We start from the raw sequence: 16,158 nt of genomic DNA on the forward strand, positions 1-16,158 counted from the left end.
GGATTTCCATATAGGAATGGTATAATACAACGAGAATAAATAAAAAAAGAATTAGGTGGTAAACTTTGTCTAAACGTCATACAAGCGATATAGAAAATAATAATCAAAGTATTGTTAATCCGAGGCTCCGGTCTGAGGTATTGGGTATCTTTCTTTTGGCAGCAGGGATTATTTCAATTATTAGTTTACTGGATTTTAATACTGGTTCCATTGGGTTATATCTATCTAAGTTTTTAAAATACTCTTTTGGATTAGGAGCCTTTGTTATTCCTTTATTAATGATCATCATTGGTGGCTTTTATATCAAGAAGGATCAAGGTATTGTGTATAGTATCCGTTTTTGGGGACTAGCGCTGCTCTATATATCGTTGTTAGCATTAACCCATCATTTTTTAATTTTGGAAAACAGAGAAATACTTCCAGAAAGTTTAGCCAGTGGAGGCGGCTTGATTGGTGGTATGATATTATTTATACTGCGTAAATTTTTTGGATTTTATGGTGCTTTTATTATATTAATTGCTTCATGTTTATGTGGTATTTTAATTGCTACAACTTGGTCATTATATCAAACCTACCTAGCGGCTAAAGAAAGAACGCAGCAGGGATTGACTACCGCATATGAACAAATTGAAAAAGTCGGCAGCTTTTATAATCAGGAGAAGGATAGACAATTTTTAAGAAAAAATAATAAAGACGAACAAGAAGAGCAGTATGAAGAGATAGCAGCGATTACTGGAAGACCTTTAATTGACAGTTTATTAGAACAGGCTGCTCATCAAGAAGCAGAAGAAGCAGAAGAAGCCAGCTACAAGGCAAGAAGAGAAGAGCCTGTCCAGAAGGTACGAGAGAATGTTGTTGAAATAAAACATAAACAAAATAATAAGGGGAAAATAGAGGATAATCATTCGATTCTAGAACCAGAGAGTACCTTTGTTGCAGGGTATGTATTGCCGCCACTATCAATATTACAAAAATCTACGAATCAAGGGGATAGTAAACGAGCCAAAGAAGTAGCCAATAATGCTAAAATTCTTGAGAGCACTCTGGAAAGTTTTAATGTCAAAGCGAAAATGATCCATATTAGCCAAGGACCTACTGTAACCCGCTATGAATTAGAACCTGCTCCTGGTGTAAAAGTAAGTAAGATTGTTAATTTAGCCGATGATATTGCTTTGAGCCTTGCTGCATCGGGAGTGCGTATTGAAGCGCCAATTCCAGGTAAGGCAGCCATTGGTATTGAAGTCCCTAATAAAGTTCTAGCAAGTGTTCCTTTGCGGGATGTGTTAGAAAGTAATGAATTTTTGAAAGCAACCTCAAAATTAGTTGTGGCTTTAGGCAAGGATATCGCAGGGCAAACTGTGACAGCTGATTTGGGGAAAATGCCTCATTTATTAGTGGCTGGTTCAACAGGCTCTGGCAAGAGTGTATGTATCAACACATTGTTAACCAGTATATTATTTAAAGCAACTCCTCAGGAAGTACGCCTGATTTTAATTGATCCTAAAGTGGTTGAATTGACGAATTATAATGGTCTGCCTCATTTATTAACACCTGTAGTGACGGATGCACAAAAAGCTGCATCTGCCTTGCGCTGGGCAGTGCAAGAAATGGAGCGGCGTTATGAAATGTTTGCTGCTGCGGGAGTGCGGGACATCGGCAGATATAATGACTTAATTGATAGTTTCCCGGTTGGCGAGGGTTCTAGTGGTGAAAAAATCCCTTATATTTTGATTATTATTGATGAATTGGCAGATTTGATGATGGTCTCGCCAGTTGATGTAGAGGATGCGATTATCCGCTTAGCGCAAAAAGCTCGGGCAGCTGGTATTCACATGGTATTAGCAACACAGAGACCCTCTGTAGATGTAATTACGGGATTAATCAAAGCGAATGTACCATCTAGAATTGCTTTTGCTGTATCATCCCAAATTGATTCCCGAACCATATTGGATATGGCAGGAGCAGAAAAGCTGCTAGGCAAAGGGGACATGCTGTTTTATCCTATCGGCATGTCTAAGCCTCTTAGAGTACAAGGTGCGTTTATTGCTGATAGTGAAGTGGAAGAACTTACAGAATATATCAAAAAGCAGATAGAGCCTCCGGAATATATGGAAGGAATTACTGCTTGTGAAAATTTAAAGAAAGAAGAAACTGGTTCCAATCTTTTTGAAGATGAGTTATTTGAAGAAGCTGTGCGCATTATTATGGAGCTGAATCAGGCATCAGCATCTATGCTGCAAAGGAAATTCAGGATTGGCTATACAAGAGCGTCTCGCTTAATTGATACCATGGAAGAAATGAAAATTATTGGTCCGAATATGGGAAGCAAACCTCGGGATATCACCATGACTTATGATCAGGTATGTGAACGTTATTTTAATGATGCGGCTCAATCTAGTAATACAGATTCAGAATAGATGAGGTGGTAGGTTTGCCAGGTCAATATAAGCAGATCACTAAAAAAGTAGGTCTTCCTCCCGGTACTCTTTTGCATATCGGTTCAACTCGAAGCGAAAAAGTAAAAATAAGAATGTTGTGTTATAGTAGTGAGCATTGGAATGAGAAAGAATTTGATAAAGTTGATGAATTATTAGAGAATGAGAGTATCACAGATAAGTGTTGGATACATATCAGCGGTATTCATGTTGTGAGCATGATTGAAAAAATCGGAGCTGCATTTCAGATACATTCTTTAGTATTAGAAGATATCGTTAATACTAACCAACGTCCTAAAATAGAAGACAATAAGGAATACTTGTATATTATTGTCAAAATGATTCATTGCTATGATAATAAGAATATCGACTTTGAGCAAGTTAGCTTGATTGTAGGCAGTAATTATATACTGTCTTTTCAAGAAAATGATAATGATACATTTGCAAAGATTCGAGAACGAATGAAAGGCACTACGGGTAAAATAAGAAGTAAAGGTGTAGACTACCTTGCTTATGCTTTACTGGATTGTATTGTAGATAATTACTATGTTGCTCTTGAATATTTAGGAGATAAAATTGAAGTATTAGAAAATAAGATTATTGTACATCCTCAGCCTAAGGTTATAAAAGAAATACATACCTTAAAAAATGAGATGTTATTTGTACGAAAAGCCGTCTGGCCTCTGCGAGAAATTATAAATGCTTTGTCTCGGGGAGATTCTGTCTTATTCACAAAAGACACTCTTATTTATATTAGAGATGTATATGACCACATGATACAAGTAATTGATAGTATTGAAATGTATCGGGATATGGTTACGGGGATGCTTGACCTTTATCTTTCCAATGTAAGTTTTAAAACGAATGAAGTCATGAAAGTTTTAACAATTATCGCTACCATTTTTATTCCCCTCACTTTTATTGTAGGTTTATATGGGATGAATTTTAAATATATGCCAGAGCTGGAATGGAAATGGGGCTACCCGGTGATTTTATTATTTATGGCCTTTATTAGCGGATGTATGATCGTATATTTTCGCAGAAAGAAATGGATGTAAATCTTTTATAACTCAAAAAAATCGTACCTTATCACAAGGTACGATTTTCGTTTATAAAATTTATATATAGGTTTGCCCTATATTAAGGCAAATCCAATTTAATACCGAAATACTGACTGGTTAATTTTAGCCAGGAGCGGCTGGCAAAGGATAGATAGCGATCTTTTTTCCAGATCATTCCCAGATGCCAAGGTACCATGGGTTCTGCTAAGGATACGGTTTTGATTTTAGCAGGGTCAAGTTCCTTGCAAATCGTTCGCGGTAATATGGCAATCCCTAAATTAATCGCAACCATTTCAGAGATAAAGTCCCATTGGGAGCTTTCACAGATGATTTTAGGATCAAAGCCACTTTGAATACAGCGATTTACGATACGACCATGAAGAGTAAAATCTTCCCGCAATAGGATAAAGGATTCATTTTTTAATTCAGTAAGCTCTACATTGGATCGATTTGCTAATTCGTGATCAGGATGAACGATAAGCATCAGAGGCTCTTTGACGAAAGGAAACATTTCAAAGTTATTCTCATTAACAGGTAATGCCACCATACCAATATCCAGGCTGCCATCTTCTACTCCATCTTCTACTTTTTTGGAACCTACTTCAATTAGACTCAGAGAGATTTGGGGATATAACCTCGTATAATCAGCAATGATCTTGGGGAAAAACCTGGCACCTACCATTGGAGGCAATCCGATTACAAGAGTACCCTTTTTTAAGTTAATTACATCGGCTAATTCTGATGTCAGGTTTTGAAAAGAAGTTACAATTTGTTGGGATTGGTGGAGAACAGCTCTGCCTGCATCCGTTAACTCGATTTGTTTTGCGGAGCGATAAAATAAGGTTGTTCCTAATTCATCTTCCAAAATTTTAATCATCTTACTAATTGACGGCTGTGTTATGTGTAATGAACGAGCTGCTTTGGTAAAACTACGGTGCCTGGCTACTTCGATAAAATAAGTTAAATGGCGTACATCCATCTTTCGATCTCCTTTTTATTATAAGATGTGCAGAAAATTATATAGTAGGGTACTATAGTTTTTAAGAATAGGTTATATTATAATTATAATATAAAATAACAGTAAATGCTTGTAATAAAACGCAAAGAATTTAAAAAATTTAAAGTATTTCGTGATTTACAGATTAAATATAATATAAAAGTGTATAATACTATGGTATAATAATAAAGAAAAAAATGATCAAAGTGAGGGAATTTTTTTGAAAAAGGCAATTATCGAATTGGATAAAGGTAAAATTACAATAGAATTATTTGAGAAAGATGCACCAAAAACAGTAGCTAATTTTGAAAAATTAATTACAGAAGGTTTTTATAATGGTATTTCGTTTCATCGTGTAATCAAAGGTTTTGTGGCTCAAGGTGGCTGTCCAAATGGTACAGGTACGGGTGGTCCTGGTTATACAATTCCTTGTGAAACCAAAGATAATCCTCGTATTCATGAACGTGGCTCTTTGTCCATGGCTCATCGTGGACCTAATACAGGAGGCAGTCAATTTTTCATTGTGTATGAACCGCAGCCTCATTTAGATGGTGTACATACTGTGTTTGGTAAAGTAATCGAAGGTATGGATGTTGTTGATTTAATCACTGAAGGTGATGTTATGAATAAGGTTACAGTGATTGAAGAATAGGAGCTAATGTTCTATCGGATAGCGGATATGGTTTTTAAGGTGGGGGAACATCAAATGATGTAATCTCACTTTTTATTTTTGGGGAGGTAATGTTTTGGAGAATATTAGTGTAGATATGATTTTATTTTTAATGGGAGCTGGATTTATCGCTGCATTTATTGATTCTGTAGTCGGTGGAGGAGGATTAATATCTTTACCGGCTTTACTGCTTACAGGATTGCCGCCAACCATCGCATTGGGCACTAATAAAATGGCAAGTGTAATGGGAAGTTTTACGAGTACAATTTCATTTATGCGATCAGGCAAGATCAACCTTGAAATTATTAAATATTTATTTCCTCTTTCTTTTATTGGATCGGCATTGGGTGTTATTGCCGTTCAGCAAATACCATCTCAATTTTTAAAACCATTGGTAGTTGTTATGCTAGTAGTGGTTACTATTTATACTTTTACCAAAAAAGAATGGGGAGATGTATCAACCTATGACGGTATGAGTAAAAGGACAGCATACTTGAGTGGCATAGTTGCTTTTTCCATTGGTTTTTATGATGGCTTCTTCGGACCAGGAGCAGGTTCTTTTTTTATTTTTGCTTTTTTAATGATTGGATTTGATTTTGTAATGGCAGCTGGTAATTCGAAAGCTTTAAATTTTGCTAGTAATATTGCAGCTGTGTTTACTTTTGTTTATTTTGACTCTATTAATTATTACTATGCTATACCTATGGGGTTCGCCATGATTCTTGGTGCATTGGCAGGTTCTAGATTAGCCATAAAAAAAGGCGCTGCTTATGTGCGCCCACTGTTTTTATTTATGTCAGTTGTCTTAATTAGTAAGCAGTTATGGGATGTCTTGCGTTAAAGATGATTGGCATTTGGGGTTAGATATTTGACTACATCCTTATTTTTAATGGGAAATAAAATATAAAAAGTAGTGCCATGGGGACCGGTTATTGGCTGTATGGTGGCATTATGTCGATTGGCAATGCTATAACAAACTGCCAATCCTAGTCCAGTACCTTTTTCTTTCGTGGTGAAAAACGGCGTACCAATTTTTTTCATAATGTCCTTTGGTATACCGTGGCCTTCGTCTTGTATGGCTAAGGCCACGGTATTATCATAGGTAAAGGTTTGGATTGAGATTGTACCGCCTGATTCCGTTGCATCTAATCCGTTGTTAACTAGGTTAAGTATCAATTGACGAATTTCTTTTTCATCCAGCTGCAAATTCGGAATTATAGCTAAATCGTGGTGAATTGTTTTATTGTCAACAATGGCATTGGCTTGCATTAAAGGCATAAGAGCTGTGATGATGCTATTTAAATTGGTCTCTTTTAAGTGAACTGACTTATCTTTCGCTAAAGATAAAAATTCAGAAATAATAGAGTTTGCTCGATCAAGCTCATCAATCATAATATTAAAGAAAACATTATTTTTTTTATTTTCTTTTTTTAAGGACATCATTTGGAGAAATCCCCGTACTGTGGTCATGGGATTTCGTACTTCATGGCCGATACTAGCTGCCATTTCCCCTACTAAATTCAACCGATCGAGACGAGCCATTTCGGTTGTTAAATTTGTATAAGTCGTAATGTCTCGCGACGTACATAAAGCACGTTCCACCGAACCGTCAATTCCGAATTCTGGTACGATACGGGCATGAAAATATCGAATGCCGTTTAGACCTGGATATTCATATTCAAACACATTGGATTTTTTAGTTACAAAAACTTGTTGGACATTTATTATCCAAAGATTTAGAGTATTTGGATCGCAGTTGATAAGTTCATGCAAAGTCTTATTGATATATTCTTTGGCAGGTATTCCTGTTAGCTGAGTGATAGAAGAATTAATAAAAGTAATACGCATGGATTTATCAATTCGGGAAATAATATCAGGTGTATTTTCAATTAGTGCTTGAAATTCTTGGTGTTGACGATATAGTTTTGCTTCTAGTTTTTTATGATCTGTAATATTCATCAAGGTATACAGGGCAGACTTAATGGTGCCTTCCTGATTGTATTCCGGTATGATCCTACATTGATAATAATAATGTTCTCCCTGCTGATTAATGAAGTCAGACTCAAATAAGGCTTCCCTGCCAGTAGTAAAAGCATAGGAGAAAGAAGCTTCCCATAGTATGCAAAAGTTATGAGGCATGCCAGCTTCACGAAAAGTTTTACCAATAAATTCTTGGGGAGACAGCCCAGTATCCTGAAAGATAACAGGATTGATATAAATATGTTGGCTTTTCGTATTGACACGAGCGACAATAAGGGGCAAATTCTCGATTATTGTCTTACACTCTTCCTGATTTTGTCGTATGATTCGCTGGTATTGAAGATGAAGAAGCTGAGGATTTTCCCGAGAATTGACTTCAGTGTACAGGTCTGGCATTTCTGTTATGAAATTTTCCTTTGCAGTTACATTAGTGCCCATACATTATTATCCTTTCTACAATCAAATGGAAATATTTAACTTATTTAGTTATTCTATAAAATTTGTAAATTCCCTTTTGAGATCATAATGAAATATAAAAAAATTTAATATAATCGAATAAGACCTAGTAGAATTAAGATTAATCCTGGCAAATAGGGAACTTTTTTTTTGAATTGTTCTGAAAGAAAATGTTTCGAGGCGTAGATCCCAAATGTAATAACAAGGATTTGGATTAAGCCCATGGTAATAGGGGTATAAAATGGTAAGGGATTTACTAAGGCAGCAGCAAAAATCGCTATCATATTGTCAATACCGAGAGCTAATCCAAGAAGTATGGCTTCTGTTGAGCTAATGAATTGAGAATGATCAACATCTGCCTTTTCTGGTTTTGCCATGATATTAATTACAAGACGACCAACGGAAAAGGTTAGATTTGGAGAAGGGACTCCTGAGTTTATAGGTTCTGATTGAACTTTTGCAGCAAAATATTCTTGAAATAAACTGAATAATCCCATGAAGGTGAGTAATAATGCACCTATAAGTATTGCTATTTTAGTATTTAACATTGTTCCTAATATATGAGCACTTCCCATGGCTAAACTAACACATAATGTTGTTGTTAATCCTACAATGAATAAAGAAATCTTAGATATAATAATATTTTTTAATCCGTAGGAAATACCAGCAATAAAGCCATCAATACTTACAGCAAATCCTAAGAGTAACACATAGCACAACGTCATTTATATAGCCTCCTATAGGTAGAGTGGTCAGAGAAGGTATCTCCAAATAATATATGGCGAAGGTTAATCTTTGGTGACGATGAAGCTTTTGTATTGTTATTCAAAGGATTAGAAGGATTTTTTAAAAAAATAGGGAAATTATATGGTATAATAAGAAGTTGAAGCAAGTGATTGACATACTACTCATAAAATATTGTGAGTAGTATGGTTTTGCATTGGTATGAAAAAGGACAAGTCTGGGAACTATCGCAATTTAAAATTGTGTTTTTGAGGTGAGAATGTGGATTTTGGTTTAGGTAAAGTATTGCCTGTAAGTATTGAACAGGAAATGAAAGGTTCTTATATTGATTATGCCATGAGTGTTATCACCATGCGGGCATTGCCCGATGTACGTGATGGACTGAAGCCTGTACATCGTCGTATTCTCTATGCTATGCATGAAGCAGGGATGGCATCGAATAAGCCTTATAAGAAATCAGCACGTATTGTCGGTGAAGTACTTGGTAAGTATCACCCTCATGGTGATAGTTCTGTATATCAGGCTATCGTACGTTTAGCTCAAGATTTTTCTACCCGTTATTTAATGGTAGATGGTCATGGTAATTTTGGTTCTGTTGACGGAGACTCGGCAGCGGCTATGCGTTATACCGAGGTTAGAATGTCTCGTATTGCAGAGGCAATGGTAGCTGATATTGAAAAAGATACAGTAGATTTTACCCCTAACTATGATGAATCGATGCAAGAGCCAGCCGTGCTCCCAGCTAAGGTTCCTAACCTTTTGGTAAATGGTTCGTCAGGTATTGCAGTAGGTATGGCTACTAATATTCCTCCTCATAATTTAAGAGAAGTTATTGATGCTTTGATTATGATGATTGATAATGCAGAGGTCACCATTCCTGAATTGATGACGGCTGTTAAAGGGCCAGATTTTCCTACTAGAGGTTTGATATTAGGTAAAGAAGGCATTTATTCTGCTTATACCACTGGCCGCGGTGTAGTCAAAATGCGTGCACAGGCTCGTGTGGATAAAATGGCCAATGGCAAGCCTAGGATTATTGTTACGGAAATACCTTATCAGGTTAATAAAGCCACTCTGATTGAAAAAATTGCGGATTTGGTTAGAGACAAAGTCATCGATGGTATTACGGATCTTAGAGATGAGAGTGACCGTAATGGTATGCGTATTGTAATTGAGCTAAGACGTGATATCAATGCGGATGTTATTTTGAATCAATTGTATAAACATACGCAGCTGCAAGATACTTTTGGTATTATTATGCTGGCCTTAGTTGAAGGTCGGCCAAGAGTACTGAACCTGCGAGAAATGTTGTATTATTATCTGGAACATCAAAAAATAGTGATTGTTCGCCGTACTACATATGAGTTAGCAAAAGCAAAAGCCAGGGCTCATATTTTGGAAGGATTGAAAATTGCTCTTGACCACATTGATGCGGTTATAACAGCAATTAGACAATCTAAAACTGTCGATGTTGCCCGCGCAGCCTTAATCGAAGGTTTTGATTTGAGCGACAAACAAGCCCAGGCCATTTTAGATTTGCGTCTGCAGCGCTTAACTGGTCTGGAACGAGAAAAAATTGAAAATGAATATAAAGATCTATTAGAAACTATTGAATGGCTGGAGTCTGTTTTGGCTGATGATCAAAAAGTGCTGAATATTATTAAAGAAGAATTAATGGATGTTCGAAAACGTTTTGGTGATGATCGCCGCACAATTATCACAGATGATTTATCTAAATTGGCAATAGAGGATTTAATTGCTGAGGAAGATATTGTACTTACGTTGACTCGTTCTAGCTATGTAAAACGTCTTCCGGTTGATACCTATCGGAATCAAAAACGAGGCGGACGTGGTGTCGCTGGTATGGGAACGAAAGAAGAAGATTTTGTAGAACATTTATTTGTGACGACAACACATCATAATATTTTGTTCTTCACTAATCGAGGGCGGGTATATCGACTGAAAGGTTATGAAATACCTGAAGCAAGCCGTACCTCCAAAGGTACATCCATTATCAATCTATTGCCGTTAGAAGGGCAAGAAAGAATCACCGCTGTGATTCCAATTAAAGCCTTTACGAATACGCGCTATTTATTTATGGCGACTGCAAAAGGTATTGTTAAGAAAACCGAATTAATGGATTTTGATACTGCAAGAAAAACAGGTTTGATAGCGATAACGTTAGATGAAGATGATGATTTGATTGGTGTTAAGCTGACAAATGGTGAGCAGTATGTTCTTATGGGAACCCAGGATGGACTTGCTATTTACTTCCCTGAAACCGATGTTCGCGATATGGGACGTACCGCCCGAGGTGTGAGAGGTATTCGTCTCCATGAAGGTGATAGTGTAGTTGGTATGGATACCTTAAAACAAGAAGGCGAAGTATTGACTGTAACTGCTGAAGGTTATGGAAAACGTACCCCAGTCGATAGTTATCGAAATCAAAAACGTGGTGGCAAAGGTGTCATTAACACAAAAGTAACGGAAAAAACAGGTCAGGTTGTAGGCATTAAGGTAGTGCGTCCTGGTCAGGAATTGATGTTAATCAGCAGTGAAGGTATTGTTATACGCATTGATATTGACACCATATCTGTAATTAGCCGAAATACTCAAGGTGTTAAATTGATGAAAACCGGTGAAAATGATAAAGTTGTGGCTCTAGCTGCTGTGGAAAAGAAGGCAGATATTGATTAATCGTTAAAATTGAAATTAAGCATAAAAAAAACGACAGACTAGTTATATTAAACTAGCCTGTCGTTTTTAATTTATCACTAATCTTTTACTTTGGCATTCCAAACACAAGCCGCCAGTATCATTGATATTACAGCCGACGCTACCCAAAAATCAGCAGCAAGAGTAAAATCATAGATTTTTTTGCCGTTTACAATGGTCATATGTGAATTAATCAAATAGCCGCTGATCGCTTCCTGTGCTGCGGCTCCGCCGTAGCTTAAGAGACCGATCATTCCCATTGCCGCACCTGTGGCACGTTTAGGACAAATATCAACAGCCATAAGACCACCGAGATAGCAAACTAAAGCTCCCATTGTAAAGCCATATACCGCCATGCTGCTCAAATCAATCCATCTGTTAGCAGGCGCCCACACAAAGGCTGCAATTGCCGCAGCATATAAAGCACCATAAATTAAGCAAGGTAAATTGCGTTTGTGATTAAAAAACTTATCTGATACAAGACCACAAGTCAGAGCACCAAAAATTCCAGCAAACTGCATAATGGACAAGACACCGCTAGCGCCCATTGTTGTATAGCCTTTTGCTTCCGTCAGATAAATGATACCCCAGCTTTCGATCGCATACCGTGCGATATAGCAGAAGCAGCTAGAAAGACCAAGTATCCAAACTGCAGGACGTTTCACTACTTCCCATTGCAGACTGCCGACAGATTTATCTTTTTCAACAATTGCCGCATGATCATTTTTAAAGTCTGCAACATTTGGTAAACCACGAGTCTCAGGTCGGTCAGACATAAAGAAATAAATAAAAATAGAACCGACGGCACAAACAATACCTGGCATAATAAAACCTGCCCGCCAGCTATAAGCTCCTACGAGAGCTGCAGTTGCCATGTAAGTGAAGGCTGCGCCAAGATTATGACTGGTAAACCAAATACCATAATAAGTGCCGCGTTCCTTATTACTAAACCATTGATTTAAAGCAACAATGCAAGGACCTGCACCAAAGGACTGGAACCACCCATTAATTCCCCATAAAACAACTAACGGCAAGTATTCATTACAAAATCCCATAATTACGGTAATAATAGATGAGAGAAAAAGTCCCAATGCAAAGAAACGTTTAATATTCATTCTGTCAGCTAAGAAGCTGTTGGTAAATTTACCAATACCATAGGTGATAAAAAATACGGAGCCCATAATACCAAGCTGCTGAGCATTTAATACTCCTGCTGCCATTAATGGTTTCTTAATTACGGAGAAGTTAAGTCGTAAAACGTAGAATAATGCATACCCCAAGGTAATTGATGTAAAAACCTGCCAGCGTAGCTTATTGAAAGCCGCCGCGATTTGACTCTGATCGCCGCTCATCAAAGGCCGATCTTTCCCTGTTGTGAAAAACTTAATGATTCCTTCGAACATTTTGCATCCCTTCTTTCTTTAATTTAACTACATTCTAGATTGATTATTTTTCCATATCACGCTCCCCTTATCTATAATATAGGAAATAATCTCATCTAAATTATCACACTATAATGACAATTCTGGTATCCGTAAAACATCTGATTCTGAAGTAGGAAAAACATAAAAATTGCTGTAAGAATTTATCTTACAGCAACATAAGAGAGAAAAAATACGATTAGTTAGGCAAGAAGATTCTTAATCCCAAGGAGAGCAGCAGCAAAAAAAAGCGAGTAGGGTTTTCCCCTACTCGCTTTTTGCTGGTAATAAATCATATTTGAGTGCATAGTCCACTAATTGACTTTTCTTAGTTAATCCTAGCTTCTCCATCATACGTGTTTTGTAGGTGTCCACTGTTTTAACACTAAGACAGAGCATTTTGCCTGTTTGACTCATTGAATATCCTCTAACCATATATTTTAAAACTTCTCGCTCACGAGGACTTAATAGAGTATAAGGATTATCTGCATTTTCTTTAGGCGTATTTGTTAAAAGACTATTTAATAGTAACTGAGAGTTATGAGGATTTAAATAGCGCTGTCCCATATGGACCGCCTTTACCGCAATAAATAATTCGGTATCAACAGCATGTTTTTCTACATAGCCTAGAGCGCCAGAACGCATGGCTTCCTTTATGTATTGTTCATCTTCATACATGGTGAGCACTAAAATTTTGATCGAATATCCCCGGCTCTTAATTTCCTTTATACATTCAAGTCCGCCCATATTCGGCATAGATAAATCAATAATCAGCACATCTGCAGCTATTTTTTCTAGAAGGGTGAGGACCTTTTCACCGTCAGAGGCTTCACCGATTACAATAAAATCAGATTCATTATTAAGCAATAGCTTTAAGCCGGCTCTTAAGACAGCATGATCATCGGCTAAAATGATTTTAATTTTAGATTTCATTCTTCATCACTCCAAACATGTTATAGGTATGATTACCGTAATTGTTGTACCTTGTCCACTAAGGGAATGGAAGGTAAAGTTACCTCCTAATAGTTCAACTCGCTCTTTCATACCATATATCCCTAAACGGTTTTTTTGACGAGCTGCTTCTATGGCTCCTGAACGAATGCCAAGGCCATTATCATCAATACGCAATATGATAGAACCTGTATCTTGTTCAAGGGTGATATTCACGCTTGTAGCATAGGCATGTTTAGATATATTCGTTAAGCTTTCTTGCAGAATACGATATAAGGTCAAAGCAATTTGATTATTGATAATTAACTTTTCATCCGGTGGAAAGAAAGATACTCTAAGACCCTGTTGGTTGCTGAAATTGGTTATATACTTATCCATTGCTGCTACGATTCCTAAATCATCTAATACTGGTGGACGAAGTTCAACTGCCATTTTTCGTAAGCCGCCTAATACATTAATCGCTACATTCCGAGCATCAAGCAGTAATACACGCTGGTTTTCGTCAGTCAATTTTGATAACAGCACTTTCATATAGGCAAGTAAGGAAGCCATGGATTGGCTGGTTTCATCATGGAGTTCACGAGAAATCCGTTTCCGCTCGTCTTCTTGAATCGTAAAAAGTTTATTTAATAATACAGTACGTATCTCTTCTTTGGCGCGTAATTCTTTTAGCAGGCGGTTATTTTCAAAATCCTTTTCTTTTAAACTTTCAATCATTTCATTGAATACTCCGGCTAAGCGGCCAACTTCATCTTCTGTTTTGATTTCAGTTTGGACATAAAAATTACCTTGTTGAATTTGCTGGGCGGCTTTGGTTAAATTACGCATGGGATGAATAATAAGATAGGCTAAATATGTAGAGCCCATAGCAGCTAATAAGCAAACCAGGAGTGTAGTAATGAAAAATTCATATAATTTAAGAGAGAGTAATTGCTGTGTACTTTTTTCGGACATACCTACTCGAACGTAACCAATGGCTCCATTTTCCACAGGAACGATCACTTCTCGTATCGGACCCTCATTGCTGCTAAACTTCATTGTCTGATATCCATCTTCGTTCCTAGGATAAAGAGAAAGCTTGATTGGTAATCCCTTGGGTAAATTGCCAGCAAAAGTATGAGCTAAAATTCTGCCAGCAGAATCTGTAATTAGAATATAGCGAACATCTTCTGTATTGTTCTTAGTTTGGTTAATACGGTCAAATAAAGCATAATTATCATCTAATAAAATGTCGTTACTACTAAGAGCTGCAACATAGGCAGCCATTTCAGCACCACGTTTTTCAATTTGCTGGTCAAGCAGCTTTGCCGTGGTATCCATCATAATAAAACCAATAATAATACTTAATAAGAGCAGCATACTAATAATTATGCCGTTGATTTTATAATAAATACTTAATTGTCGCAGCCATTTCATAAGAATGTATTTGTCCTATCATATAATTTACGCAAAGGTTCATAAAGTTCAGGTGTGGGAAAAACAAATTTATCTATGACTAAATGCTGCATGGCAGCCAGTGTATCAGGATCTTCATGCATAGTAAGGAAAATGTGGCGTAATTGCTCCTTTTGCTGTATATTCATGCGTTTACTAATCACAACAGGGCCTGTTGGTACAGAAGGCATGGAAGCAATGATACGCACTTTTGCTGCAAGTTCAGGAGTTTTAAGTTTTGCATATTCATAAATTTGACTATCAAAGCTAGCCCCATCCGTAACCTTTGTGGCTACTGCCCAAATCGATTTATCATGACTATAGGTATAAAAATATCGTTTAAAAAATTTTTCAGGATCAGTGTTTCTCTGTCTCAAATATTCTTCCATAACCATATGACCAGAATAGCTAAGAGGATCAGTAAAGGCAAAGACTTTATCTTGCAGGTCGCTAATTGTGTAAATATTGCTGTCTCTATGTACAATAATTTCTGGCGTATATAAAGAATGCCCTTCATGTTCTGCCATAACAAATAGTTCAATCTCATTCATACCCCGGTAAGAACTATAGGCTCCAGTGGATAAAAAGGCAATATCAACATCACCATTTGCCAGAAGCATATTCACCTCTGCATAGGTTTTGCGCTGTACGAGAATGGTTTGGCGTCCTGTTTTCTTAGAAACATAGTCAGCGATTTGTCGGTAATATGTGATTGTCTCATGAGGAGAAAAAACAGAGGCTAGAGCAATAAGAAGAGGACGTTCATCGGGATTACTGTTATTCTGTAAGGAGACAAATTCTGATGGTTGGCTAAAATCAATAAAGGGAGTTGTATTACTTTTACAACTATTGGTGAATAGTATTAAAAACATAAGAATACTGAAAGTTAAGAATTTTAGCTTCACTATTATTATCACCTTTTTATTATTTTGATTTATACAATGCATTACTTCGATATCGACTATTTGTCTGTCAGAGGTGGAATATCTAGAGTAATTGTCAATATTATAGCATAGATCATTTTATTAGAGGGAGTAAAGAAAGAGAATTTTAATTAAAGAGTTTTGAACGTGGTGATTACTCTTACGCAGAATACAATCACTAGATAAAGAATCGAAAATCGTCTTATATTATGAAAGATAATATTCATTATAATTACTAGTTGACGATAATAAATGATTATGATATACTTCTAAAGTAGCTCGCGAGGGCAGCAAGATAAAAAAAGAGATAAGAAAAAATAAGTTGACATACTAAAACAAAGATGTTATACTAAAGCTCCGCTGTAAGGGCG

The 16,158-nt window shown here is 36.7% G+C and carries 12 protein-coding genes; 5 read left to right on the plus strand and 7 right to left on the minus strand.

The window, feature by feature from the left end; translation table 11 throughout:
• Positions 1-65: 65 nt before the first annotated feature.
• Together FR7_RS00825 and corA are read left to right on the plus strand one after the other, a co-directional pair.
• Entirely contained in the window at positions 66-2,417 is a 2,352-nt protein-coding gene (locus FR7_RS00825; protein WP_007936145.1) for an FtsK/SpoIIIE family DNA translocase, read from the plus strand.
• A 5-nt stretch (positions 2,418-2,422) separates the two neighbouring features.
• A complete protein-coding gene (gene corA, locus FR7_RS00830; RefSeq protein ID WP_237714878.1) occupies positions 2,423-3,493 on the plus strand; it encodes a magnesium/cobalt transporter CorA in 1,071 nt (356 codons plus the stop codon).
• A gap of 82 nt (positions 3,494-3,575) precedes the next feature.
• On the opposite strand, the gene cidR is transcribed toward corA, so the two are convergent.
• Positions 3,576-4,475: a cidABC operon transcriptional activator CidR gene (cidR, locus tag FR7_RS00835; RefSeq protein ID WP_007936147.1), complete on the minus strand. Its 900-nt coding sequence runs from the start codon at positions 4,473-4,475 to the stop codon at positions 3,576-3,578.
• A gap of 238 nt (positions 4,476-4,713) precedes the next feature.
• On the opposite strand from cidR, the gene FR7_RS00840 reads away from it, so the two are divergent.
• Together FR7_RS00840 and FR7_RS00845 are read left to right on the plus strand one after the other, a co-directional pair.
• Positions 4,714-5,145 carry a peptidylprolyl isomerase gene (locus FR7_RS00840; RefSeq protein ID WP_007936148.1) on the plus strand — a complete coding sequence of 144 codons (432 nt, stop codon included), beginning with the start codon at positions 4,714-4,716 and terminating at the stop codon, positions 5,143-5,145.
• A 94-nt stretch (positions 5,146-5,239) separates the two neighbouring features.
• The gene (locus tag FR7_RS00845) at positions 5,240-6,004 is read left to right on the plus strand and encodes a sulfite exporter TauE/SafE family protein (protein WP_007936149.1); all 765 of its coding nucleotides are present in this window, start codon (positions 5,240-5,242) and stop codon (positions 6,002-6,004) included.
• On the opposite strand, the gene FR7_RS00850 is transcribed toward FR7_RS00845, so the two are convergent.
• Positions 6,001-7,581 (minus strand): PAS domain-containing sensor histidine kinase, encoded by a 1,581-nt coding sequence (locus FR7_RS00850; protein WP_007936151.1) that lies wholly within the window; start codon positions 7,579-7,581, stop codon positions 6,001-6,003. The genes FR7_RS00845 and FR7_RS00850 overlap by 4 nt on opposite strands.
• A gap of 104 nt (positions 7,582-7,685) precedes the next feature.
• Positions 7,686-8,324 carry a manganese efflux pump gene (locus FR7_RS00855; RefSeq protein WP_007936153.1) on the minus strand — a complete coding sequence of 213 codons (639 nt, stop codon included), beginning with the start codon at positions 8,322-8,324 and terminating at the stop codon, positions 7,686-7,688.
• A gap of 280 nt (positions 8,325-8,604) precedes the next feature.
• On the opposite strand from FR7_RS00855, the gene gyrA reads away from it, so the two are divergent.
• Positions 8,605-11,040 (plus strand): DNA gyrase subunit A, encoded by a 2,436-nt coding sequence (gene gyrA / locus FR7_RS00860; RefSeq protein ID WP_007936155.1) that lies wholly within the window; start codon positions 8,605-8,607, stop codon positions 11,038-11,040.
• A gap of 77 nt (positions 11,041-11,117) precedes the next feature.
• Here the strand turns inward: gyrA and FR7_RS00865 are convergent, their stop codons facing one another.
• The 4 genes from FR7_RS00865 to FR7_RS00880 form a co-directional block, all read right to left on the minus strand.
• Positions 11,118-12,461 (minus strand): MFS transporter, encoded by a 1,344-nt coding sequence (locus FR7_RS00865; RefSeq protein WP_007936156.1) that lies wholly within the window; start codon positions 12,459-12,461, stop codon positions 11,118-11,120.
• A gap of 285 nt (positions 12,462-12,746) precedes the next feature.
• Positions 12,747-13,412, minus strand: a complete 666-nt coding sequence (locus FR7_RS00870; protein WP_007936158.1) for a response regulator transcription factor — start codon at positions 13,410-13,412, stop codon at positions 12,747-12,749.
• A gap of 6 nt (positions 13,413-13,418) precedes the next feature.
• On the minus strand, positions 13,419-14,846 hold the full coding sequence (locus tag FR7_RS00875; protein WP_007936160.1) for a sensor histidine kinase: 1,428 nt from the start codon (positions 14,844-14,846) through the stop codon (positions 13,419-13,421).
• On the minus strand, positions 14,843-15,769 hold the full coding sequence (locus tag FR7_RS00880; RefSeq protein ID WP_007936163.1) for a substrate-binding domain-containing protein: 927 nt from the start codon (positions 15,767-15,769) through the stop codon (positions 14,843-14,845). The genes FR7_RS00875 and FR7_RS00880 overlap by 4 nt, the downstream gene beginning before the upstream one ends.
• Between the last annotated feature and the right edge of the window lie 389 nt (positions 15,770-16,158).

The organism is Pelosinus fermentans DSM 17108, assembly GCF_000271485.2.
Lineage (GTDB): Bacteria > Bacillota > Negativicutes > DSM-13327 > DSM-13327 > Pelosinus > Pelosinus fermentans.

Bases quoted from the DNA above. Each gene is read 5' to 3' on its own strand.
- cidR (WP_007936147.1), bottom strand. From the start codon at position 4,475: ATGGATGTACGCCATTTAACTTATTTTATCGAAGTAGCCAGGCACCGT.
- FR7_RS00850 (WP_007936151.1), bottom strand. From the start codon at position 7,581: ATGGGCACTAATGTAACTGCAAAGGAAAATTTCATAACAGAAATGCCA.
- FR7_RS00855 (WP_007936153.1), bottom strand. From the start codon at position 8,324: ATGACGTTGTGCTATGTGTTACTCTTAGGATTTGCTGTAAGTATTGAT.
- FR7_RS00865 (WP_007936156.1), bottom strand. From the start codon at position 12,461: ATGTTCGAAGGAATCATTAAGTTTTTCACAACAGGGAAAGATCGGCCT.
- FR7_RS00870 (WP_007936158.1), bottom strand. From the start codon at position 13,412: ATGAAATCTAAAATTAAAATCATTTTAGCCGATGATCATGCTGTCTTA.
- FR7_RS00875 (WP_007936160.1), bottom strand. From the start codon at position 14,846: ATGAAATGGCTGCGACAATTAAGTATTTATTATAAAATCAACGGCATA.